This is a genomic window from Paenibacillus doosanensis (assembly GCF_025060755.1).
Classification (GTDB): domain Bacteria; phylum Bacillota; class Bacilli; order Paenibacillales; family NBRC-103111; genus Paenibacillus_S; species Paenibacillus_S doosanensis.
This window is the reverse complement of the sequence record NZ_JANYUY010000029.1, coordinates 63,946-84,999: the sequence shown is the minus strand read 5'-3', so window position 1 is coordinate 84,999 and position 21,054 is coordinate 63,946. Positions and strand designations below refer to the sequence as shown.

22 protein-coding genes are annotated in these 21,054 nt (G+C 51.7%); 3 read left to right on the top strand and 19 right to left on the bottom strand.

The features are described 5' to 3' along the window. Positions 1 to 40 precede the first annotated feature (40 nt). Positions 41 to 532 carry a cell wall elongation regulator TseB-like domain-containing protein gene (locus tag N0M98_RS20435; RefSeq protein ID WP_249864077.1) on the bottom strand — a complete coding sequence of 164 codons (492 nt, stop codon included), beginning with the start codon at positions 530 to 532 and terminating at the stop codon, positions 41 to 43. A 71-nt stretch (positions 533 to 603) separates the two neighbouring features. Then, positions 604 to 1,902: an amidohydrolase gene (locus N0M98_RS20430; protein ID WP_249864078.1), complete on the bottom strand. Its 1,299-nt coding sequence runs from the start codon at positions 1,900 to 1,902 to the stop codon at positions 604 to 606. Between the two features lie 270 nt (positions 1,903 to 2,172). Between N0M98_RS20430 and N0M98_RS20425 the strand changes: the two genes are divergently transcribed. Together N0M98_RS20425 and N0M98_RS20420 are read left to right on the top strand one after the other, a co-directional pair. Further along, positions 2,173 to 2,793: a DUF47 domain-containing protein gene (locus tag N0M98_RS20425; protein ID WP_249864079.1), complete on the top strand. Its 621-nt coding sequence runs from the start codon at positions 2,173 to 2,175 to the stop codon at positions 2,791 to 2,793. Positions 2,794 to 2,821: 28 nt separating this feature from the next. Continuing rightward, a complete protein-coding gene (locus tag N0M98_RS20420) occupies positions 2,822 to 3,820 on the top strand; it encodes an inorganic phosphate transporter (RefSeq protein ID WP_259618975.1) in 999 nt (332 codons plus the stop codon). 172 nt (positions 3,821 to 3,992) lie between these two features. Here N0M98_RS20420 and N0M98_RS20415 read toward each other — a convergent pair whose 3' ends face one another. The 14 genes from N0M98_RS20415 to N0M98_RS20350 form a co-directional block, all read right to left on the bottom strand. Beyond that, on the bottom strand, positions 3,993 to 4,613 hold the full coding sequence (locus N0M98_RS20415) for a redox-sensing transcriptional repressor Rex (RefSeq protein WP_259618974.1): 621 nt from the start codon (positions 4,611 to 4,613) through the stop codon (positions 3,993 to 3,995). Next, the gene (dinG, locus tag N0M98_RS20410) at positions 4,610 to 7,474 is read right to left on the bottom strand and encodes an ATP-dependent DNA helicase DinG, 3'-5' exoribonuclease type (RefSeq protein WP_259618973.1); all 2,865 of its coding nucleotides are present in this window, start codon (positions 7,472 to 7,474) and stop codon (positions 4,610 to 4,612) included. The genes N0M98_RS20415 and dinG overlap by 4 nt, the downstream gene beginning before the upstream one ends. 86 nt (positions 7,475 to 7,560) lie before the next feature. Then, complete coding sequence (locus tag N0M98_RS20405) at positions 7,561 to 8,199, bottom strand: tetratricopeptide repeat protein (RefSeq protein WP_259618972.1); 639 nt, start codon at positions 8,197 to 8,199, stop codon at positions 7,561 to 7,563. Positions 8,200 to 8,266: 67 nt separating this feature from the next. Beyond that, positions 8,267 to 8,650 (bottom strand): aspartate 1-decarboxylase, encoded by a 384-nt coding sequence (gene panD, locus N0M98_RS20400; RefSeq protein WP_259618971.1) that lies wholly within the window; start codon positions 8,648 to 8,650, stop codon positions 8,267 to 8,269. Between the two features lie 85 nt (positions 8,651 to 8,735). Further along, entirely contained in the window at positions 8,736 to 9,599 is an 864-nt protein-coding gene (gene panC, locus N0M98_RS20395; RefSeq protein ID WP_259618970.1) for a pantoate--beta-alanine ligase, read from the bottom strand. A gap of 18 nt (positions 9,600 to 9,617) precedes the next feature. Continuing rightward, on the bottom strand, positions 9,618 to 10,472 hold the full coding sequence (panB, locus tag N0M98_RS20390) for a 3-methyl-2-oxobutanoate hydroxymethyltransferase (RefSeq protein ID WP_249864086.1): 855 nt from the start codon (positions 10,470 to 10,472) through the stop codon (positions 9,618 to 9,620). 306 nt (positions 10,473 to 10,778) lie between these two features. Continuing rightward, positions 10,779 to 11,759, bottom strand: coding sequence for a biotin--[acetyl-CoA-carboxylase] ligase (locus tag N0M98_RS20385; RefSeq protein WP_259618980.1), 981 nt, complete (start codon positions 11,757 to 11,759; stop codon positions 10,779 to 10,781). Next, a complete protein-coding gene (locus N0M98_RS20380) occupies positions 11,759 to 13,066 on the bottom strand; it encodes a CCA tRNA nucleotidyltransferase (RefSeq protein ID WP_259618969.1) in 1,308 nt (435 codons plus the stop codon). The genes N0M98_RS20385 and N0M98_RS20380 overlap by 1 nt, the downstream gene beginning before the upstream one ends. A gap of 49 nt (positions 13,067 to 13,115) precedes the next feature. Further along, positions 13,116 to 14,285 (bottom strand): N-acetyl-alpha-D-glucosaminyl L-malate synthase BshA, encoded by a 1,170-nt coding sequence (gene bshA / locus N0M98_RS20375; protein ID WP_249864088.1) that lies wholly within the window; start codon positions 14,283 to 14,285, stop codon positions 13,116 to 13,118. Positions 14,286 to 14,359: 74 nt separating this feature from the next. Next, entirely contained in the window at positions 14,360 to 15,058 is a 699-nt protein-coding gene (gene bshB1, locus N0M98_RS20370; protein ID WP_249864089.1) for a bacillithiol biosynthesis deacetylase BshB1, read from the bottom strand. Next, positions 15,055 to 15,474, bottom strand: coding sequence for a methylglyoxal synthase (locus N0M98_RS20365; protein WP_249866184.1), 420 nt, complete (start codon positions 15,472 to 15,474; stop codon positions 15,055 to 15,057). The genes bshB1 and N0M98_RS20365 overlap by 4 nt, the downstream gene beginning before the upstream one ends. A gap of 48 nt (positions 15,475 to 15,522) precedes the next feature. Then, entirely contained in the window at positions 15,523 to 16,326 is an 804-nt protein-coding gene (dapB, locus tag N0M98_RS20360; protein WP_375295512.1) for a 4-hydroxy-tetrahydrodipicolinate reductase, read from the bottom strand. A gap of 40 nt (positions 16,327 to 16,366) precedes the next feature. Next, the gene (locus N0M98_RS20355) at positions 16,367 to 16,882 is read right to left on the bottom strand and encodes a tetratricopeptide repeat protein (RefSeq protein WP_249864090.1); all 516 of its coding nucleotides are present in this window, start codon (positions 16,880 to 16,882) and stop codon (positions 16,367 to 16,369) included. A gap of 45 nt (positions 16,883 to 16,927) precedes the next feature. Then, complete coding sequence (locus N0M98_RS20350) at positions 16,928 to 17,266, bottom strand: nucleotide pyrophosphohydrolase (RefSeq protein WP_249864091.1); 339 nt, start codon at positions 17,264 to 17,266, stop codon at positions 16,928 to 16,930. Positions 17,267 to 17,458: 192 nt separating this feature from the next. Between N0M98_RS20350 and N0M98_RS20345 the strand changes: the two genes are divergently transcribed. Further along, positions 17,459 to 18,328 carry a YitT family protein gene (locus tag N0M98_RS20345; protein ID WP_249864092.1) on the top strand — a complete coding sequence of 290 codons (870 nt, stop codon included), beginning with the start codon at positions 17,459 to 17,461 and terminating at the stop codon, positions 18,326 to 18,328. 3 nt (positions 18,329 to 18,331) lie between these two features. On the opposite strand, the gene N0M98_RS20340 is transcribed toward N0M98_RS20345, so the two are convergent. From N0M98_RS20340 to N0M98_RS20330, 3 genes are all read right to left on the bottom strand, one after another. Further along, positions 18,332 to 19,198, bottom strand: a complete 867-nt coding sequence (locus tag N0M98_RS20340) for a sporulation protein YpjB (protein ID WP_249864093.1) — start codon at positions 19,196 to 19,198, stop codon at positions 18,332 to 18,334. A gap of 43 nt (positions 19,199 to 19,241) precedes the next feature. After that, positions 19,242 to 19,898, bottom strand: a complete 657-nt coding sequence (locus N0M98_RS20335; protein WP_249866186.1) for a DUF1405 domain-containing protein — start codon at positions 19,896 to 19,898, stop codon at positions 19,242 to 19,244. A 92-nt stretch (positions 19,899 to 19,990) separates the two neighbouring features. Continuing rightward, on the bottom strand, positions 19,991 to 20,872 hold the full coding sequence (locus tag N0M98_RS20330; RefSeq protein ID WP_249864094.1) for a menaquinol-cytochrome c reductase cytochrome b/c subunit: 882 nt from the start codon (positions 20,870 to 20,872) through the stop codon (positions 19,991 to 19,993). Between the last annotated feature and the right edge of the window lie 182 nt (positions 20,873 to 21,054).

The following is a 21,054-nucleotide window of genomic DNA, read 5'->3' as shown; positions in this document are numbered from 1 at the left end:
CCGCTATATATGCGAAAATGCGATGCGACAGCTGCGCCATCTATTGAATGCTCAAACGATACGTATCCAGCAACGTGCCCTCTTTAAAAGTATAATAATCGTAATAATAGCGCTCATCGCCCGAATCATCCGCCGGCAGCTTGTAGAAAGCCTCCCATATTAAAGCGCCGTTCAGAACGCCCGGCATCGCCCTTAATAAGTCCGCTTCCGGATGCTTGGCTTCGACCTGGGCTTCGATTTGCTCTTCAGTGACGCCGTCCGACGCCATCTGCGCGAACAATTCCTCTTCCCCGACCCATACGATCATCTTCTGTCCGATTTTATTCTCACCGTGAATGACCGTATACGGCTTGTCTCCGACGAACCTTTCGACTTTGTCCGCTTTAGTTAACAACGTTTTTTGATAGGCGGTCTGAACTGCGGCCCGCTGGATTTTCCATTCGTCTTCCTGAACCGCGTTGATGAACCGTCCTCCAAAAAATAACAGAAGAGCAACGACAGCTACGGAGGCTATCGTTATTTTCAGTTTCATCGGGGGATTGACCTCCTAAACATTTTTGCCAGAACGCCGCTGAATTTGGCGCCAGCATCACGACACTTTATTTATGCGCTAGTCAACCGCTCAAAGCAGCGCTGAGCTTCGGCCAGTACTTTTTCCTCGTCAATCGTCAAACATTCGCCGTTCTTCACGAGACGCTTCCCGTCTACCCATACATCTGTCACATCTTTGGCCGATGCGGAGTACACCACATGCGAAACATAATTCGTTTTCGGAAAGAAATGAGCCTGATCGATATCGATGGCGATGAAATCGGCCTTCATCCCCGCTTCGAGGGCGCCGACATCGTCAAGCCATATGGAACGGGCGCCTTCCAGCGTCCCCATGCGGATCGCTTCCTCGGCCGGCACAGCGACGGGATCGCCGGTGACCGCTTTATGAATCAGCGCGGCAAGCCGGATTTCTTCGAACATATCCAAATTATTGTTGCTTGCCGCGCCGTCGGTGCCGAGCGACACCTTCACGCCGCGCTTCAGCAGCTCGGGCACCCGGGCGACTCCGCTTGCGAGCTTGAGGTTGCTGCCGGGATTATGCGATACGCGAACGTCATATTTTTGCAGCAGCGAAATTTCTTCATCCGTCAAATGCACGGCATGGGCTACCAGCGTCGGTCTGGCGAATACGCCAAGCTTTTCCAGATGCTCTACGGGTCTCGCCCCGTATTGATCTACGTTATCCTGCACTTCGCGGGCCGTCTCCGACATATGCGTATGAATAGGCAAATTCAGGTCGTGAGCCGCCTGCACAATTTTCTCGATGTAATCGGGAGGACAAGTATACGGAGCATGCGGAGACATCATCGTCGTAATGCGTCCGTTCGCTTGGCCGTTCCAATCACGGGCAAATTGCACGGCTTCCTTCAGCTTGGCGTCCTGTACCTCCGGAGGACATAAGCCGATCACGCCGCGCGTCAAGACGGCGCGCATTCCGCTGCGCTCCACAGCCTGCGCGACTTCGTTCATATGATCGTACATATCGACGAACGTCGTCGTCCCTCCCTTGATCATCTCCAGGATGGACAGCTCCGTTCCCCAACGAACATCGTGAGCGGTAAACTTGCCTTCCATCGGCCACATTTTCTCCTGCAGCCAAACCTGCAGCGCGAGGTCGTCGCCGTAGCCGCGCAAGAGCGACATTGCCGCATGGCAATGCGTGTTGACAAGCCCCGGCATGAACAGCTTGTTCGTTCCGTCAATACGTTCGTCATACTGCTCCAGCGGCAGCGGCGCTTCCGTGCCGATATATGTAATCCGGTTGTCTTCTATTACCATACAACCGTTAACGATCGGATGTTGTTCATTCCATATAATGAATTGTCCGTTAGTAATTATCGTTTTTTTCATAATCACCTTATCCTTTCCGACTCCTAGCATCAACCTCCACTGTACAACTTCGTTAGCCGAAAAGCAAGTAATAGAGCGGCTGTCAAGAGGTTTAACCGCTGCATCATTAATGTTTGATGAACATATTCTGAATTGGATAAACTATGATTGCATTCCCTTACTCTGATGTGTTATTTTTATTTTTGGTGTTCATTTTCACGCTTATTCTACATTATTCGCGATCATTATTCGTTGTGTAAATTATTTACATATATTGAAGGAGGCTGTTTCATGCTTTTCGCCAAAAAGAACGATACCGACTTTTTGCTCCTGCTGATCAAAGCGTCGGAAAATACGCTGCACGCGGCGCAAATGTTTCGCAACGCCGTAATGGGAGATCAACCGCCCGCAGCGTTCTATCCTCAATTGAAGGATTTAGAGAACAAAGGCGATCAGATTACCCATCAAATTTTCAAAGGGCTGAACAAAGTGTTCATTACCCCATTGGATCGGGAAGATATTATGGAACTTGCCTCCAAAGTCGACGATGTCATCGACGGGATCGAAGCGACGATCGCACGTTTCGATTATTTGAACATTAACGAGAGCGATAAGTATATGCAGGAGTTTTCCGCCGTTCTTGTTGCCAGCTGCCAGCATATTCTCGATGCCTTCAAACTATTGTCCAAAAAGAAATATATGCAAATTACCGAACATACCGTCCAAATCAACAGCTTGGAGAACGAGGCCGACCGGTTAATGCGGGAAGGAATTCGCGAAATTTTCTTGAATCCTCAAGACCCTTATCACGATTTCAAGCTTAAGGAGCTCTATGAACGCCTTGAGCAAACTACGGATGCCTGTGAAGACGTAGCGAACATTTTGGAAAGCGTCGTATTGCGTTATTCGTAAGCTGCTTCGCAACCGGTAGGAGGTAATTATGTTAACCCTTTTGTTCATCATCGTAGGATTGGCTTTGCTGTTCGATTTCATCAACGGCTTTCACGATACGGCCAATGCGATTGCAACATCGATATCGACCAGGGCATTATCCCCTAAGGTAGCCGTTTTTTTCGCGGCCACCCTCAATTTTATCGGAGCGGTTTACTCCTCTGAAGTGGCCAAAACGATCGGCGGCAAAGTCGCCAATCCGGCAACCATCGAAAACGGGGTTACCGTTGTCATCGCGGCATTAATTACGGCTATTATATGGAATTTAGTCACTTGGTATTTCGGCATTCCTTCCTCCTCCTCGCATACGTTGATCGGAGCTTTAGCCGGCGCCGTCGTGGCCGGTGCGGGGATATCCGCAGTCAACTGGAGCGGCTTTAAAGAAATTATCGCTATTCTGATCCTGTCTCCCATGATCGCTTTTGCAACAGGATTCATCATTATGTGGATCATTAAACAGATTATTTTTGCCAGCGGCAATCATTCCCGCTCGAAGCTAAATCGAATGTTCCGGTTTTTTCAAATTTTTTCGGCCGGTCTTCTCTCCCTGTCGCACGGAGGCAACGATGCTCAGAAAGCAATGGGAATTATCGTTTTCGGAATGGTGGCGTTAGGGTACCAAACCAATCTGGACGTGCCGTTATGGGTCAAATTATGCGCGGCTACCGCCATGGGCCTCGGCACTTCGATCGGCGGCTGGAAGATCATCAAGACCATGAGCAAAAATCTGATTAAGATCGAGCCGATCAACGGGTTCGCTTCCGATCTGAATTCATCCATCGTCATTCAGATTTCGACGGCAATGGGGATGCCGCTGTCCACGACGCATGTCATTTCGTCCTCGATTATCGGAACGGGATCGGTGCTGAGATTCCACGACGTAAAGTGGGCGACCGTTACCAAAATGGTTATGACTTGGGTCATTACGATACCGATTAGTATGGCGCTTTCTTATCTCATTTACAAAGTCGTCGTTCTGTTCGTCTGAACTTGACTGCTGAACCCGACCGCATACATAAGTAAAGAAAAGATTCACGTTAGCGCATAGAGAGTGAGTCGGGCCCGATTCCTCCGCCCGCTACAATTTTATAAATACCAAAAAGCCTGCAGCGCTGCAGGCTTTTTGGTATGCGCTCTGTCTCCGGGACGGAGTTGAAACTCTAATCGAGATAATAAGCGAGGCTTTGCAGCTCCGTCGTAAAATCGGCGTGATGCACCCGAATTTCATTCGGTACTTTAATAATAATCGGAGCAAAATTTAAAATCGCTTCGACTCCGGCCTCGACGAACTGATTCGCTACCCCTTGCGCTTCAGCGGCAGGAACGGTAATGATACCGATTCTTACGTGAAGCTCTTGTATCGCTTCTTTGAGCTCTTCCATCGGCTTCACATTCAAATTGTTGATCGACTCCCCGATCTTCGATGCGTGCGCGTCGAAAACGGCGACAATTTTCATATTATCTTTCAAATAAGCGTTATAGTTGCATAACGCCCGCCCAAGGTTCCCCGCTCCGACGAGCGCAACCGGAATCACCTTATCAAGCTTTAAAATTTGCCGTATTTTTTCGATTAAATAGTCGACGTCATAGCCGATGCCTTTTTTGCCGAACTCTCCGAAATAGGCGAGATCTTTACGGATTTGAGCCGGGTTAAGATCCAGCTTTTGACCCAAATCCTGCGAAGATACCGTGTTCACGCTTTTTTTGCTCAATTCGTTTAAAAACCGCAAATAAACCGGCAGTCTGCGAACGACCGCTTCAGAAATTTTAATTGTTTTCATACGTCGCTTTCCCCCATCCACTGCTTAATTCTCGGTACCAATTGATTGGTCGGCATATGCTCGATTTTGGGGCCGGGCAGCGAGTACAAGAAGTACTTTCCATATGTCGTATCAATGACCCGGGTATCATATATAATGACAATGCCTTTATCGTTCGCCGTCCGAACCAATCTCCCGAAGCCCTGCTTAAAGCGGATCACGGCCTGGGGCACCGACAGCTTCATGAAAGGATTTTGGTTAAGCTTCTTCAAATTTTCCGTCTTCGCTTCCACTAACGGATGATTCGGAGGCTGGAACGGAAGCCGCACGATCGCCAGACAACTCAGCGCGTCGCCGGGAATGTCCACGCCTTCCCAGAAGCTGCTCGTTCCCAGCAGTACGCTCGCCGGACTGTTCTGGAACAAGCGGGTCAGCTTGCTCCGGTTGCTGCTGTCAACCCCTTGACCCAATACCTGAATGCCAAAAGGGCTCAGCACTTCCTTCAATGCCGCGTGAGTGAGCTTCAGCATCCGATTGGACGTGAACAGCACCAGCATACGTCCTTTGGTCTCCAGCGCTACCTCGGCAAGCGATTGCGTCAGCCGGTCCAAGAACTGCTTCTCTCCTGAATTGCCGCGAATGCTGGGGAAATCTCTTGGAATCGCCACCAGCGCCTGCTGACGATAATTGAAAGGAGAAGGCAGCTGCACCGTCTTCAGTTTGGCCTGTACGGAGCCGTCCTTCACTTCTTCAAGTCCCAGCTGCTCGCAGGTATAACCAAAAGACTTGCCTACGGAAAGCGTAGCCGAGGTCATGATGACGCTGTCTTTTACCTCGAAAAAGTGCTGCTGAAGCATCGGGCTGACGTCGATCGGAACGCAAACGAGCTGCAGCGATTTGCTCTTGTTATGCTGTCCCCCTTCAAGCCAATATACGTAATTGTCGTCCGGCATCGTCATAAAAAAATGCAGATTGTCGCGGTGACGGTACAGCTCCTTGACGGTGCCGCCGATATCGGTTACGACTCCCTGAAGATCCTGCTCGTCTTGAAGCTCCTTCATTTCGCTGAGCATTTTATCCAGTTTTTTCAAAACCTCGGAGCAGTTCAAATAAATGTTCTCTTCGAGAACAAGCAGCTTATCCCACGAGCTTGGCGTCTGGTCTTTCTTAATCCGGAATACAAGCTGTCCGCCCTCGGTTTGCGACGGATCGGAACGCGAGGCAAGCAGTTGGTACAGCAGCTCGGCCAGTTCGTCCCACTGTTCCTTAATCGCAACGATTTTCGGAATGACCGCGTCGATAACGCCGCTCCACGCTTGCGCCCGCTCCGATTCCTCGCGCTGCAGCCTGGCCTTCAGGGAAGATAATTGGCCGCTGCGGCCATCTTTATACAGCCACCATAACGTATTCAGGAAAGCCCCGTAGAACAGCTCGATACCCAAATGCTTGCTGGCTACTTCCTCGAAATGATGCGCTTCATCGATAACAAGATGCTTATAGGACGGCAGAAGCCGGTTTTCCGCCTTCGTATCCGTAAACAGCATAGAGTGGTTGGTTATAATGACATCGGCCGTATTGGACTCATGCCGGGCACGATGATAAAAGCAGCGTTTGAACCAGGGGCATGCTCTGTTCAGACAGGAATCGGAATCGCTTGCCACCGTATGCCAAAACTGATTGCCTTTATTCGTGGCAAAATGCAGCTCTTCTTCGTCGCCCTGCTTCGTTTCGCTAAGCCAGACAAGCATTTGTCCGGCCGTGATCCGGTCTTCTTTGCCGTTTTCAAAATCTTGAAGATTCATTTTATGCTCGAATTTGCGCAAGCACAAATAATGACTTCTTCCTTTCAACACCGCCGCGCGAAAGCCCACCGGAAATAAACTGTGCAGAAGCGGTATGTCTCTTTCTCTAATCTGCTCCTGCAAATTGATGGTGTGCGTGCTGACAAGCACCTTCTTATCCTTCTTCAGCCCGTAATACAGCGACGGAATCAAATAACCGAGCGATTTGCCCGTGCCGGTTCCCGCTTCGATCATCAGATGCTTGCCTTCTTCGAAAGCGGCTTCGACCTCTTCCAGCATCTTCACCTGAGCTTCGCGGTCCTCGTAGGACTCGAAACGGATTTGCAGCTGCTGTTTGAGCCATTCATAAAATTCGGCGAAGCTATCCGGGATCGACTGCATTTCGTCGTCCTCGCGCACCGGCTCTTCGTTGCCCCATTCATCCACATTGATGGCAAACTGGCGAAAATAACGTCCTTCCTCCGTATCCACAGAGGTAAACATTTCCTTATACGCTTTCATTTCATGAAGAAACCATCCGAGATCGCTAGTCACTTCATCGAAAATAAGGGATAACCGCTGAAGCGTAAGCAGCGGCAAGCTTTGGAGCCTCTCCAAGCAGCGCAGCCAAACAAGCGCCGTCGCTTCGGCGTCGCTGTCCGCCTGATGCGGCCGTTCATGCTCAATGCCGAGCGACTGGCAAACCATGTTTAGCTGCAGGCTGCCCAAATACGGAAACAGCACGCGCAGCGTATCCATCGTGTCCAGCACCTTGCCGTCGAACGGAAAATAACCGTGCTCATCCAGAGCCCGCTGCAAGAACGCCAAATCAAAGGCGATATTATGCCCGACCAGGACGGTATCCTGCAAAAGCGGCACCATTTGCCCAATAACCGTATCAAGCTCTGGGGCATCTTTGACCATCTCATCGTCAATGCCGGTTAACGACGTTATAGAAGAAGGTATACCTATCCCGGGATTGACCAGAGAAGTATACCTGTCGATGATGTAGTCGTCTTGTATAATGACGAGGCCAACCTGTATGATGCGATCCGCAGGCTGGCTCCCGGTCGTTTCAAAATCCAAAACCGCGAATTTCATTACTTTTATGTCAATCCCTTCATTCCCACTCTCTTCTAAGCATACCAATACTCTCGGGAAAAGGGAATAGTAAACTTATCCTTCGTTTAACGGTAAGGCTGCTGGTGAAACTGCAGCTGGCCCTTCTTTTCGCAGCACAGTCCCATCTCCATCAGAGGCTGAACGCTGCTCGGGTCCGTTTGAAACGCCAAATTAAAATATTCCGCGGCTTTATCCATATTGTCGTGATGAGCTGCTTGAATACATCCCATCGCATTGTAAGAAATAGCTCTCATCTGCAGGTTATTCGTTAATTGCGCCAAAAAATGAAAATGACTGTAGCTTTCCGCGATATCTCCTCTGCGCAAGTAGCTCATGGCCAAATAAACTCGCGCCAATGTAAAATCAGGCTGTTTGCTGACGATAGCGGAAAATTCGCGGATCGCCTCGTCGTACATCCACAGTTTGTAATAACCTTGTCCGCGCACAAATTCGTCCGACCGCTTGCCTTCCAATTCCGGGTCCATCATATTGGCAGCATATAAAGGATGATGGTGCTGCTGCTGATGGAACGCGGCCAGCTTTTCTTCAAACAACAGCCATTCTTCGATAAACGTATCGCTCATGGCCTTTAGCGTGCGAAGCTTTTCCTGCAGCTCCTTCTTTCTTGCTCCTGTCGCCTTATCGTACTTGGAGGCAATCTCGTCCAGCATCTCGTTCATGGAGGCAAATAAATGTTTGAACATGTATGCATCCCACCGCCTTTAAGCTGAGCATACCCTCATTTTTTGCCCCCGGACTTGTTTTCATTCGTTACAGGACGGTGGAATGAATTTCTTCCTTCAATACGCTGACGACCTTGTTATTCTCGCCCATGATGGCCACTTGCGGATGATGCTTTCTGGCTTCTTCGTCGGTCAACATGACATAAGATAAAATAATGACGGTATCCCCTACATGCACCATGCGCGCAGCCGCCCCGTTCAGACAGATGACACCGGACCCGCGCGGTCCGGGAATAATATAAGTTTCGAACCGTGCGCCGTTATTGTTGTTTACGATTTGCACTTTCTCGTTAGGCAGCATATCGATCAGATCCAACAGATCCTCGTCGATCGTAATGCTTCCTACGTAATTAAGATTGGCTTCCGTTACGGTAGCGCGGTGAATTTTCGATTTCAGCATCGTTCTGAACATGTTGAACCCTCCTAAGAGTATTCTGAAGGAAAACTTACTTCGTAAGCATAAGCTAAAAGTTTTCTCGAAGAAACTTACTAACCGGTTATTTTCGGATAATGATATTGTCGATCAGCCTCGTTTTCCCGAATTTGACGGCCAAGGCGATAATGAACGCCGGCGTCGAACGAAGATCGGTTACCGGCACCAATGAAGGATACGCTAAAATATCCGCATAGTCAATATCCGCAAGCGGAGACTGCCGGATGTGATCGATTACGGCCTGCCTCAGCTCCTCCGCCTGCAATGAGCCTGAATCGCTCTGAACGAGCCGCTCCGCCATCTGCAGCGCCGAAGAAAGCACCAGCGCCTGCTTGCGCTCCTCGGGCTGCAAATACACGTTGCGCGAGCTCATGGCGAGCCCGTCTTCCTCGCGGACAATCGGACACGGCACAATGCCCACAGGGATGTTGAGATCGTCGACCATCTGCTGAATGACCGCAATCTGCTGCGCATCCTTCAAGCCGAAGTAAGCTTGATCAGGCTGTACGATATTAAACAGCTTCGTTACGACGGTAGCGACACCGTCGAAATGGCCGGGACGGGCCGCGCCGCACAACCGCTCGGTCACTTCCGATACGGAAACGACCGTTTTCGTCGGCTGCGGATACATTTCTTCTACAGAAGGGAAGAAGACGATGTCCGTGCCCGCAGCCCGCGCTACGGCCAGATCCCGTTCCTGATCTCTCGGATAGCGGGACAAATCTTCGTTCGGTCCGAATTGCAGCGGGTTGACGAAGATGCTGAGCACGACCAGATCCGATTGTTCGCGCGCCGCTTCAAGCAAGCTGGCATGCCCTTTATGAAGATATCCCATCGTCGGCACGAAGCCTACTTTCAGCCCGCTGTTTTCCGCTCTTGCCGTCTTTACCGCTTCCCTGACATCTTGGATACGATGTAAAATTTGCATTTCTTCTCCCCCGCTCGTTTATTTCTTGCTTCCGTACAAAAATTCGGCTACCTGATCTTCCATTTGAAAGGAATGCTCCGGCAGCGGAAAGCGGCGCTGCTTCACTTCGTCGGCATACTGCTTCAAACCTTCGCGGATGATGTTTCCGACTTGGGCGTATTCCTTGACCATACGCTTAGGAACGATGTCCGAGGCGTAGCCGAGCGCGTCATGGAATACCAGCACCTGTCCGTCGCAATGAGGACCCGCGCCGATGCCGATCGTTGGAATCGACAGCTCGGCTGTAATATGCTCCGACAGCTGATCCGTCATCAGCTCGAGCACGATGGCGAATGCTCCTGCTTGCTCCAAGGCTTTAGCGTCTTCCAGCAGCTTCTTCGCCTGCTCGGTACTTTTTCCTTGAATTTTAAAACCGCCGATTTGATGAATCGACTGGGGGGTCAAGCCGATGTGGGCCATTACGGGAATGCCCGCCTTCGTACAGGCTTCTACCGCCGCGGCGATTTCCGTTCCGCCTTCCATCTTGACCGCCTTAGCACAGCCCTCCTGCATGATTCTGGCTGCGTTGCGCAGCGTCTGATCCACGCTTCCGTGATAAGTCATAAAGGGCAGATCCGTAACGACAAACGCCGTTTGCGCCGCTCTGGCAACCGCACGGGAATGATATACCATATCGTCCAGAGTGACAGGAATCGTGGAGTCGTACCCCAATACGACATTGCCCAAAGAATCGCCGACCAAGATGGCGTCGATTCCCGCTTCCTCGGCCAATCGGGCCGACGGATAGTCGTAGGCGGTAATTATGGAGATGGGTGTTCCTTCTTCCTTCATCTTTTTCAGCTTGGCTGTTGTTACCGGTCTCCGTTTTTCCATCACAAACACTCACCTTCCTCCAACGTTTTACGCCGATAAGTTGTAGTATAAACAAAAAAACCTTTTAGCCTACGGGAGCTAAAAGGTTCACATGGCAAAAAAAATCATATGATCCTTCTGTCTCGGTCCGTTAGGCTCAGAGCAGAATCCGACATATTCCAGGTAAAGCTATGCAATTGTCCGTCATGTCTGGTAAGAACTTCCGATCGTTCAGCAAGTGCAATTCCCATGGATATCGCCTTGCATGAACATTATACCAGACTTTTCTTTCTTACAACACCCTTTTTCGACACGCTGGCGCACTTTTCAGGAAGAAAATTGAATATCCCCCGAATACCACTTGGTCACGGTACCGTCCTGCAGCTTTACTATTAGAGCTCCGCTCTCGTCGATGCCGAGCGATGTCCCTTCCGCCAACCCTTTTGGGGTTTGACAGGTGACCGGGCGGTTCAACGAAACGCTGAGCGCTTCCCATAGCAGCTTGATCGGTCCAAAGCCCTGTTCGTGATATATATCGTACAAGCTTTCCAGCTCCTGCAAAAAGGCAACGAGAATTTCCGACCGGTCCAATGTATGACCCGCTTCGATCGCGAGCGAAGTCGCTTTCGCTCTCAACTCGTCATCGGGATAATCGTCCGGCAGCAAATTAACTCCGATCCCCACTCCCGCTACGACATAATTCAAATTTTCTTCTTCCGCGCTCGATTCAAGCAAAATGCCGCTGATCTTCTTCCCGTCGATAAGCAAATCGTTGGGCCATTTGATTCCGATAGGCAGCGATGAAATTTGCCGGAGAGACCTGCATAAAGCAACGGCTACAAGAAGAGTCAGTTGGGGAGTAAAATGCAGCGGAATGCGCGGCTTTAGGATCAGCGTCATCCACAGCCCCTTCCCTTTCGGCGAATGCCACTTGCGTCCCAGCCGTCCCCGGCCGGCGAGCTGCTGCTCGGCAACGACGAGAGTGCCTTCCTGCGCCCCCTGCTGAACAAGCTCTCTGGCTACGTTATTGGTGGAATCCACCTCGTTCATGTAATGTATGCTCCGCCCCATGACGCGCGTATGCAGGCGGCCTAAAATAGCCTCCACATCCAGCTTGTCCGGCTTGGCGACGAGGCGATAGCCTTTGCGCGACACCGCTTCGAATTCATATCCTTCTTGGCGCAACCTTTCGATATGCTTCCAGATCGCCGTCCGGCTCACCTGCAGCGTCGCGCTGAGCTCTTCTCCCGACAGAAACTCGCCCGGCCTGGCCTCGAACGTACGCAGCAAATGTTCGTTTATGTTCATCATTCATCCCGTTCCCGCTCAGTTAATTGATCATAGCGCCGCGCTTCAAGCAGCAGAGCTTCTTTACTGTTGGGAATAGTCCCCAGCGCAGCGGCTCTTAATAAATGCTGCAGTACCGGAGCTACCCAAGGCCCCGCAGGCTTGCCGATATGTGAGATCAGCTCGCCTCCGTTAACCTGCAGCTCCACCGTCTTGCCGACCGGCATCTCATCGAGCCAGACAACGCTGCCGCCGGCAAGGCTGCGGGCTTGACCGCTCTCAATTCCCGCCGAAGCGGCCGCATCTTCATCTATGGCGAGAATGGCGCCTAGAGATCGTACGGCCTGCTTGCCGAATCGAACCGCGGCCAACTTCCACGACTCTCCGTAGGAAGAAGCGGTGACCTCTCCGGCCGGGTCGCCGTTCAAGCAGCCGGCTACATTGCGGGCTGCGGCGATAATAAGCCGCACTTCCTCGACCTGATGGTTCGAGAAAGTCAGATTTCTCAGTTCCTCCTCTACCGCCTTCGCCTCGGCTCCGAGCTGTAAATACATATAAGCCCAACGCTCAAGCGGCGAATGAAGCTGCGCCAGCCCTTCGGACAGCCGGTCCGGGCTGACATCGGCCAGCAGAAGCGGCAGCTTGCAGTAACGCAGCGCTCCGCTTGCCGCCAGCAGTTTGACCGCCTTCACCGGCGCGGCTCCGGCAATCATCCGCTCCAGCTCCATACGGACCCGTTCCATGGCAATATGCTTCAGCAAGTGGACTTGCGCAAGCAGCGCTTCCCACGTAGCGCCTTCCACCTCCATGGAGTATTCCGCGGCGAAGCGGATGCAGCGGAGAATCCGCAGCGCGTCTTCCTCGAACCGCTCCTTGGCTTCGCCGACGCAGCGCAGTATGCCCTGCTCCATGTCGGCCCTCCCGTGAAACGGATCGATCAGCCTGCCCTCCAAATCGAGCGCCATCGCATTCATCGTAAAATCGCGGCGGCGCAGGTCTTCGTATAAGCTGTCTATGTATTCCACCCCGGCCGGCCGGCGGTGATCCTCGTAGGCATCCTCTTTGCGGAACGTGGTCACTTCATAAGGCTGGCCTTCGATCACGACGGTAACCGTGCCATGCTGAAGACCTGTCGGTATCGTTCGCGCGAACGCCGACTTCACCTGCTCCGGCTTTGCCGAGGTGGCGATATCGTAGTCCTTCACTTTGCGGCTCAGCAGCTTATCGCGGACGCAGCCGCCGACCAGATAGGCTTCATATCCTTGCTTCATCAGGGCCTCCACAATGGTGAGAGCTCCCCGTTCCAATCGCTCCAACGGCTCCTGCATTTCAGACCCCCGCATGCGTAATCGGCCGAATCATCCGGCACGGTACCGCTCAACAATTCATCGGTTTCATCTTTAGTTCCTCGGGCATCGGTCTCTCCAGTACCCGATAATATATTTCCTCATACTGACGGGTAATCACATCGTTACAGAACGTAAACCTCGCTCTGTGCAGACAAGCTTGCGTCACTTTCTCGTACAACGCCTTATCGGTCAGCAGCATTTTCGTATAATAAGCCATTTGGTCGACATCTCCGATATCCGCCAAAAATCCGGTTTCCCCGTGAGTGATCAGCTCAGGAATGCCCCCGGCATTCGATGCGACGGAAGGCACGCCGCAAGCCATCGCCTCCAGAGCCACGAGCCCGAAGCTTTCCTTCTCGGAAGGCAGCAGCATCACGTCGGACAACGAGAGAAGCTGCGCCACATCGTCCTGCTTGCCGCAGAAGGTAACTCTGTCGAGCAATCCGCGCTCCTTCACCTTGCAAAGCACCTTGGACAATTCCGGGCCTTCGCCGACAAACAGCAGCCTGGACGGCACGTCGCGGCAAATTTTATCGAATACTTCCACCACATCCGTTACCCGCTTGACCGGGCGGAAGTTAGAAATATGGATCAATATTTTCTCGTCAGGATGCGCGAACTCCTTACGCAAGGCGGTCACCTCGCGCGGATAGTAAACCCGCTTGTCGACAAAGTTATAAGCCAGATCAATCGGCTTCTCGATCGAAAGCAGCTTGCGCGTTTCCTGGATCAAGTCCCGGGATACGGCGGTGACCGCATCGCTCCCGTTAATGGCGTAGCGGATCAGATCGCTCAGCGATTCATCCTGCGCCAGCACCGTAATATCGGTGCCGTGCAAGGTGGTAACTACCTTGACCCTGTCTCCTACCATTTGCTTGGCGAGCAGAGCGCACACCGCATGCGGAATCGCATAATGAACGTGAAGCAGATCGAGCTCCTCCAGTTGAACGACCTGGGCCAGCTTGCTGGCCAGAGACAAATCGTACGGAGGATATTTGAACACATAATAATCATTGACTTCCACTTCATGATAAAAAATATTTTTATCAAACTTCCCAAGCCGAAACGGCATGCTGTGCGTAATGAAATGCACCTGATGTCCTTGTTCCGCCAGCAGCTTGCCGAGCTCGGTCGCCACGACGCCCGAGCCGCCCAGCGTAGGATAACAAGTAATTCCGATTTTCAACCGATCCTTCATGCGCTCCCCTCCCTTGCCTCATATGTTAAGTATCTTATTCGTTTATCCCGTTATGTATATCCGTCTTCCTGCCGTCAAAATAAATCGACCATATAAGGAAGCTTGCTTACAAATCCTTCGGCATACGGAACCATCCGCTTTTGCCCGAGCATGCGATCCTTGGCCTCCACTCTTTCCAAGTATCCTTGGTTAAGAGGGGTGGCGACGAAATCGTTGTTCGCCCCGACAGCCTCGAATTGCGTACGGTAAGCTCCGAGCGCCTGCATCTTGCGTCCATGCACGTCCGTAATATCCACGAGCAGATCCGACTCGGCGACATCGTTAATAAAGTAAAAATAACTTTGTACTACCGTATGCGCTTCCGTCTGCGGCTCGTATTTCCTCAGCTTGGCGTTGAACAGCGCCTCCTGCACCAGCTTGCTGCACGCAATATGATCCGGATGGCGGTCTTCCCAATACGGCGCAAAGACGATTCTTGGCTTATACTTGCGAATTTGCAGCGTAATGGCCCGAATCTGATCCGGCTCCATCCGCAATCCGCGATCGGGAAGCCCCAGATTGCTGCGCGCCGCAAGCCCCAAAATATCGGACGCCTGCGCGGCTTCCTTCTGACGAAGCTCTACCGTGCCGTTCGAGGACATCTCCGCATAAGTTAAGTCACAGATGCCGACTTTATACCCTGCCGCCGTATGCTTGGCGATCGTTCCCCCCATACCGATCTCGGCATCGTCGGGATGCGCGCCGAAAATGAGAATATCGAGCGCTTCCGTCATTCCGGCACACCCGGCTTATATTTGTGCACCAGCTCTCTCCACGCAAAATCTCCGCGGTCGAGCGCCTTGACCAGGATCTCCGCCGTCGCAATATTCGTCGCCACCGGAATCCCCTGCACGTCGCATAGACGCAGCAGCGCAATGATATCCGGCTCGTGAGGCTGCGCCATCAATGGGTCGCGCAAAAAGATGATCAGATCCATATCGTTCGTCGCCACCATCGCGCCGATCTGCTGGTCCCCGCCAAGCGGTCCGGACATAAAGCGATGAATTTGCAGCTTCGTTTGTTCCATAATTCTCGTTCCCGTCGTTCCTGTAGCGAACAGCTCATGGTGTTCAAAAACGGTCTCGTAGGCGGTAATGAAGTTTACCATTTCTTCTTTTTTTCTATCGTGTGCAATTAGCGCTATTTTCATTGACATCCCTGTTAGGCTCCTTTAGTCACTGTAAATCTTCGTGAGACATTAATCTATAAAATGTTCAAAACCGTACACCATGCCGGTAATATCCATTACCTTTTTCACGGCAACGTTGACTCCTGGCATATATCCGGCGCGATCGTAGGAATCGTGGCGGATTTTCAGCGTCTGCCCGAACGCTCCGAAGATAACCTCCTGCTGCGCGAACACGCCAGGCAGCCGGACGCTATGTATTCTAAATCCATTGTATAGTCCGCCGCGGGAACCTTCAATCGTTTCTTCTTCGTTAGGATTGCCTTGACGGAGCTCCTGACGCGTCTGCGAAATCAGCTCGGCCGTCTTGACCGCCGTACCGGACGGGGCATCCAGCTTCTGATCGCCGTGGTATTCGATAATCTCCAAATGCGGCATATACTTGGCGGCTTGCGCGGCAAACTTCATCATCAGAATGGCTCCGATCGAGAAGTTCGGGGCGATAATGCCGCCGATTCCAAGCTCTCTGCATTGCTTGTCCAAATTCTCGATATCCTCCGGAGTAAACCCGGTCGTTCCCATAACGGGACGAACCTTATGACGCAGCGCCAGAGCGGTATGGAGAACCGCCGAATGAGGAGCCGTGAAATCGACGAGCACGTCCGGCTTCCCTTCTACCAAAGCCATCTCCAGATCATTGCTCATATGAATTCCGCACGGGTCCATACCGACAAATCTTCCCGCGTCGACCGTAGGATCGGAAGTCCGGCTTACGGCCGCGACCAGTTCCAGCTCGGGATCGCCCAACACCATTTTTACTACTTCACGGCCCATTCTGCCGCTTGCGCCTGCTACAGCCACTCGAATTCGACTCATTATCTATTCTTTCCTTTCATTCAACAAAAGTGTTAGATCGCTACGACTGCATATATTCCTTCCATTTGGCGCGGCACTCTTCCAGCAGCCGAATGCCGGCTTCATGCTGCGGATCGAGCTTGAGCAGCTCGCGGATCGCAGCAATCGCCTGACTGTACTCCTGAACCTCCGCATAAGCGACCCCTAAGAGCAAAAACGCCTCCGACGACAACGAATCCAGCGCGATGGCCTGCTTCAGCAGCGAAATAGCCAGCCACGCTTGATCCCCGGCTTTCTCCAAATACGCCTCCGCTTGCCTGACGATCTCTTTGGCTTTAAGATGCTGCAGATGATACCGGTAATGCTCTTCGTCCGGGTCCAGCTCAATCGCTTGGGAAGCGTGCTCCAGCGCCTTGACCAGCTTGTTGCTTCTGGCGTACGTGATCGATAATCTATAATGAAAGGCGGCGTTACCCGGTTCCATGGCAATCGCCTGCTCGAACCATTCTATCGCGCTCTCAAAATCATTATGGAGTATGGCATCGTACGCTTTTTGAATCAGCTCATGCCCTGTCATCAGCCCCATCCTCCTTCGGCAAGGTGATGGTACAGCATATGAGCTTTATTCGTTATCCGTGTTTATTTTTGTCCACCGGTTAGCGTCTCTTGTGCGAAATTTATGCATAATCTTGTCATGCGCTTCCGTCAGATCGATGCCTAAGGAATTGGCAAAACAGATCGTTATAAACAAAATATCGCCGAGCTCCAATTCGATGGAGTTGTCTTCTTCCGAAGCTTTTTTCGGCTTTTCGCCGAATTGATGGTTCACTTCCCTTGCAAGCTCCCCGACTTCCTCGGACATTCTGGCCAGCATCGCAAGCGGGCTGAAATATCCTTCTTTAAACTGCGATATGTATTGGTCGACTTCCTGTTGAAGTTCCTGTAACGTTTTTTCGGCCATGTACGCTGCTCACCAACCTTGTCTTTATGCATAAACATTCATTTGTCGTTACCGATCCTATATACCATGTTATCGCAAACGTCTGGGGATGACAAATTTTTTTTGCTTGAAACTAAGGCATACTATGATTAAACTTACACTAATCCGGTCGTTATATGTCTTGAAAGTTCATTTTCCGGGAGGTCGATTTCTCTGTTATCCTCTTATCCGCTCGTCAAATGGAAGAACCTGCTGCCCATCACGTTAGGGACGGCAATCTACGCTTTCGGCCTTCATTATTTCGTTATTTCAAACGAGCTTATGGAGGGCGGGATCACCGGAATCGCTCTCTTGCTCAATTACAGCTTTCATCTTCCTCCGTCCGCGACGACATTGGTCATTAATATCCCGCTATTTTATTTGGGATGGAAAGTTCTCGGCAAGGAAACGATGCTCAACACGGTGATCGGCACTGTCTCTCTATCTTTTTTCCTCTGGATAATGGAACAACTGATCCATCGCGGCTGGATTGTGCCGTTTCACTCCGAACACGACTACTTTCTGGCCGTCGCCTATGCAGGCGTCACGCTGGGCGTCGGTCTGGGGCTTGTCTTCCGGTACGGCGGCACGACAGGCGGGTCGGATATTATAGCTACGATCGGGCAAAAGTGGCTCGGCTGGAGCATGGGCCGGGTCATTCTCGTATTCGACTGTCTGGTCATCGGCTCGGCGCTATTTTTTATCCCTAAGGAAAAAATATTGTATACCTTCGTCGTCGTCTTCATTACGACCAAAGTGATCGACATTATTATCGAAGGGGCCTACGCCGCACGGGCGTTTACCGTCATCACCGATCACGCCGAAGAGCTCGTCGCCAAAATTGCGGAGCATATGGACCGCGGAGCTACCATTATTCCCGCCGTCGGCGCGTACTCCAAAGCCCATAAGAACGTCGTCTATTGCGTCGTCTACCGGCAGGAAATGAAAAGGCTTAAAGACCTCGCCCGTTCCGTCGATCCTCGCGCATTTATCATAATCAACGAGGTTCATGACGTAGTTGGGGAGGGCTTTAAGCCCGAATAATCGCTATGCTTCGTCTTTCTTGCGGACTAGCACCAAGCCGTTGTCTTTCTTCGCCAGCCGCCAGCCTGCGAACCCAAGTGCGGCCAAAATAACCGAACCGATCGCAAACGTCCACAGAATCGGATTTCGATCGTCGACGACAGGCAGGAAGGCGGTCGTATCCTTCTTCAAGAACAGCTTGTCGAGCATTTGCCGGACCGTCGGCAGCAGGTTGCCGACCGGTTGATAAGGCTCTTTCTCCGTCCGGGCTTGTCCGCTCATGAAAGTAACCAGCGAATCCAGCTTCTCCACATCGGTTGCGTCTCTGCTGATCAAAAGGCTCGGATGAATGATCGAAATATGCCGTTCAAACAGAAACACCGATTTCTGAAACTGCTGCGCTTCTTTATCCTTCGCCGCCTGCTCGATTCCGTTCACGTCGTCCTGCAGCAGCTTGTAGTACTGCAGCCACATCGGCTGCTCCGGATGCGACAACGCGTCGGTGGCCAGACGGATTTGCGCGGCGGCTACTTGTCCTTCATCCGGCGAGAAACGCGCCGCATTGAACACTCTCTTGCCCTGAGTGACGGCTTCCGTCAGAGCGTGCAGCCCGTCCAGTGTCGTAAGCCCCTCGTAACGAATCGTCGTCACTTGATCGCTCAGCTGCTGCAGCGCGTCCCGCCCCCCCATAACATCCCCCTGCATTACCTTCTTATACATATCGTCAGCCGTCCGGTTCAGCAGCTCCACCCTCTGCAATTGCTCCGTAGACGGCTTAGGCTCCGCCTCTTGCGCCGGTTTCTCCGCCTGGCGGCAGCCGGCGAGCAGCTGCATTCCGAGCATCGCAACCAACAAGAGGCCGATGCCTCTCCCTACTTTTATACGCAACATCGGACATCCCTCCTATCATCATCCTATGGGGGGATGTCCGCATTTAGACCTCGCGTTTATTCAAAACTTCCCTAACCTTCATAATAACGAAGGCGACGACCAGACTGACAAAGCTGAGCTCAACCGTAAATGCCGCAACCGAAGGAAGGTGATCCATCAAGCTTTCCGGCAGCCACGGGAATACCCCGACGGCATAATCCATAAAATCATTCCACAACGTCCATACCGCCACCGCAACGATAGGCCAGAACCGGTACGTGTATAAACGCCAATATAATAAAGCTTCGGCCGCCATCCCTAAATGCGAGATGCTCAGCATCCAATCCTGCCAGTTCACTTCGCTTCCCATATACGCGCCGGCCCAAATGATCGACACGGCCCATACCCCGTATTTGAAGGAGGTGACGACGGCGAATGCTTCTACAAATCCACGGAACCATCCGGGACGGGGAGCAAGAGACCGCCCTTTGTACGAGTCGACCAGCAAATAGGCCAGAACCCCGGTAAAAAACAAGCTGGCCGTCGGACTATCGGGAACGAACGGCAAATAAGCCGCGGACATCGTTTCAGCCGTATACGTCATCTGGTTCCAATACCATTCGTAACCATATATCGTCCCGAGAAGATTAACCCAGAACAGGCTCCACAGCATGAAGCGGCTGGATAAAAAAGCTCTGGAAAAATAGGAGCGAATCGACATGCTTAGCAATAGGTTTCCCCCCGCCTGAAAATGCTTTCGTTTCTTCCATTGAAAAGACCTGACCGCAACATAAGCGACCAGGTCCTTCGTAACTACTCTTTCTTTTGCTTGGACAACCACTCAGCCACCTTGTCGATGTCGGCGTCCGTCAAGCCTTTTTTGATATTATCATCGTATTGAGGGGACATATTGCCTTGCCCTTTTTTGATGATGTTCAAAATTTCATCCTTGCTGTGCTTGTCGCCTACGCCGCGCAATGCAGGAATTCCGGAAGAAGGCATTCCTTTCAATTCGCCGCCGTGACATGCTACGCAAGTTGCTTTTTTATAAATTTCCGCACCCGGATCATCCGGAGCTACGATCGCTGCGGCAGCAGCCGGTTTCTTGGCGCCGCCTCCGCCGCTCTCTGCCTTGCCGGCATGAAGCTCTTCCTCGCGTTTGATGTGCTCAGGCACCAGGTTTTTATCTTTCATCTCGTGTTCGTAATGCGTCCACGAAACGACCGTCAAATAGGTGCAGGCAACCAATGTGAGAAACATTAAAGTCGAAGCGATCGGGCGTTTGTAAAAGCGTCTTTCTTTCCCCGTGTCCAGAAAAGGAGCTACCATCAAGCCGCCGAACATAATAGCCGGAATGACCAATGTTCCCAAAACGACGAATTGATCGGAAGTATACGGATATTTCAGCAATTGATACATGAACAGGAAGTACCAGTCAGGCATCGGAATAAACTGTGTATTGGTCGGGTCCGCGGGATAACCAAGCGGAGCCGGGTCGGATACGACTAGAACCAGGATGCCGACGAGTACGACAACCCCTACCATCCATTCTTTGAGAAGGAAGTTCGGGATGAATACTTCGGATTTTCCCGGGAAAGCCGAATAATCCGGCTGAGCCATTTTAGCAGATCTCGTCCGAACGCGAGAGTCTCCAACATAAACGATTTTTTCGTCAGACTTATGGCCGTGTGCCAATTTCGCCCCTCCTTACTTCTTTTAGTGTCGGAAAGCCTCCTCATGTCTTGCCCTCATGAAGAAATCTCAAGCTCTCCGCACGCAAGAACTGCCGTTTCAACGCGACCTGTCGTCCCCACAGATCGAAAAGCCGCGCTGCGGTTTTTCGAATAACGTTCTCGCTTGCAACAGCGAGACTGGCT

What these genes read in the sequence shown, in the direction of transcription:
- N0M98_RS20435 (WP_249864077.1), bottom strand. Translation starts at nt 532, where the DNA reads ATGAAACTGAAAATAACGATAGCCTCCGTAGCTGTCGTTGCTCTTCTG.
- N0M98_RS20430 (WP_249864078.1), bottom strand. Translation starts at nt 1,902, where the DNA reads ATGAAAAAAACGATAATTACTAACGGACAATTCATTATATGGAATGAA.
- N0M98_RS20425 (WP_249864079.1), top strand. Translation starts at nt 2,173, where the DNA reads ATGCTTTTCGCCAAAAAGAACGATACCGACTTTTTGCTCCTGCTGATC.
- N0M98_RS20420 (WP_259618975.1), top strand. Translation starts at nt 2,822, where the DNA reads ATGTTAACCCTTTTGTTCATCATCGTAGGATTGGCTTTGCTGTTCGAT.
- N0M98_RS20415 (WP_259618974.1), bottom strand. Translation starts at nt 4,613, where the DNA reads ATGAAAACAATTAAAATTTCTGAAGCGGTCGTTCGCAGACTGCCGGTT.
- dinG (WP_259618973.1), bottom strand. Translation starts at nt 7,474, where the DNA reads ATGAAATTCGCGGTTTTGGATTTTGAAACGACCGGGAGCCAGCCTGCG.
- N0M98_RS20405 (WP_259618972.1), bottom strand. Translation starts at nt 8,199, where the DNA reads ATGTTCAAACATTTATTTGCCTCCATGAACGAGATGCTGGACGAGATT.
- panD (WP_259618971.1), bottom strand. Translation starts at nt 8,650, where the DNA reads ATGTTCAGAACGATGCTGAAATCGAAAATTCACCGCGCTACCGTAACG.
- panC (WP_259618970.1), bottom strand. Translation starts at nt 9,599, where the DNA reads ATGCAAATTTTACATCGTATCCAAGATGTCAGGGAAGCGGTAAAGACG.
- panB (WP_249864086.1), bottom strand. Translation starts at nt 10,472, where the DNA reads ATGGAAAAACGGAGACCGGTAACAACAGCCAAGCTGAAAAAGATGAAG.
- N0M98_RS20385 (WP_259618980.1), bottom strand. Translation starts at nt 11,759, where the DNA reads ATGAACATAAACGAACATTTGCTGCGTACGTTCGAGGCCAGGCCGGGC.
- N0M98_RS20380 (WP_259618969.1), bottom strand. Translation starts at nt 13,066, where the DNA reads ATGCAGGAGCCGTTGGAGCGATTGGAACGGGGAGCTCTCACCATTGTG.
- bshA (WP_249864088.1), bottom strand. Translation starts at nt 14,285, where the DNA reads ATGAAGGATCGGTTGAAAATCGGAATTACTTGTTATCCTACGCTGGGC.
- bshB1 (WP_249864089.1), bottom strand. Translation starts at nt 15,058, where the DNA reads ATGACGGAAGCGCTCGATATTCTCATTTTCGGCGCGCATCCCGACGAT.
- N0M98_RS20365 (WP_249866184.1), bottom strand. Translation starts at nt 15,474, where the DNA reads ATGAAAATAGCGCTAATTGCACACGATAGAAAAAAAGAAGAAATGGTA.
- dapB (WP_375295512.1), bottom strand. Translation starts at nt 16,326, where the DNA reads ATGAGTCGAATTCGAGTGGCTGTAGCAGGCGCAAGCGGCAGAATGGGC.
- N0M98_RS20355 (WP_249864090.1), bottom strand. Translation starts at nt 16,882, where the DNA reads ATGACAGGGCATGAGCTGATTCAAAAAGCGTACGATGCCATACTCCAT.
- N0M98_RS20350 (WP_249864091.1), bottom strand. Translation starts at nt 17,266, where the DNA reads ATGGCCGAAAAAACGTTACAGGAACTTCAACAGGAAGTCGACCAATAC.
- N0M98_RS20340 (WP_249864093.1), bottom strand. Translation starts at nt 19,198, where the DNA reads ATGTTGCGTATAAAAGTAGGGAGAGGCATCGGCCTCTTGTTGGTTGCG.
- N0M98_RS20335 (WP_249866186.1), bottom strand. Translation starts at nt 19,898, where the DNA reads ATGTCGATTCGCTCCTATTTTTCCAGAGCTTTTTTATCCAGCCGCTTC.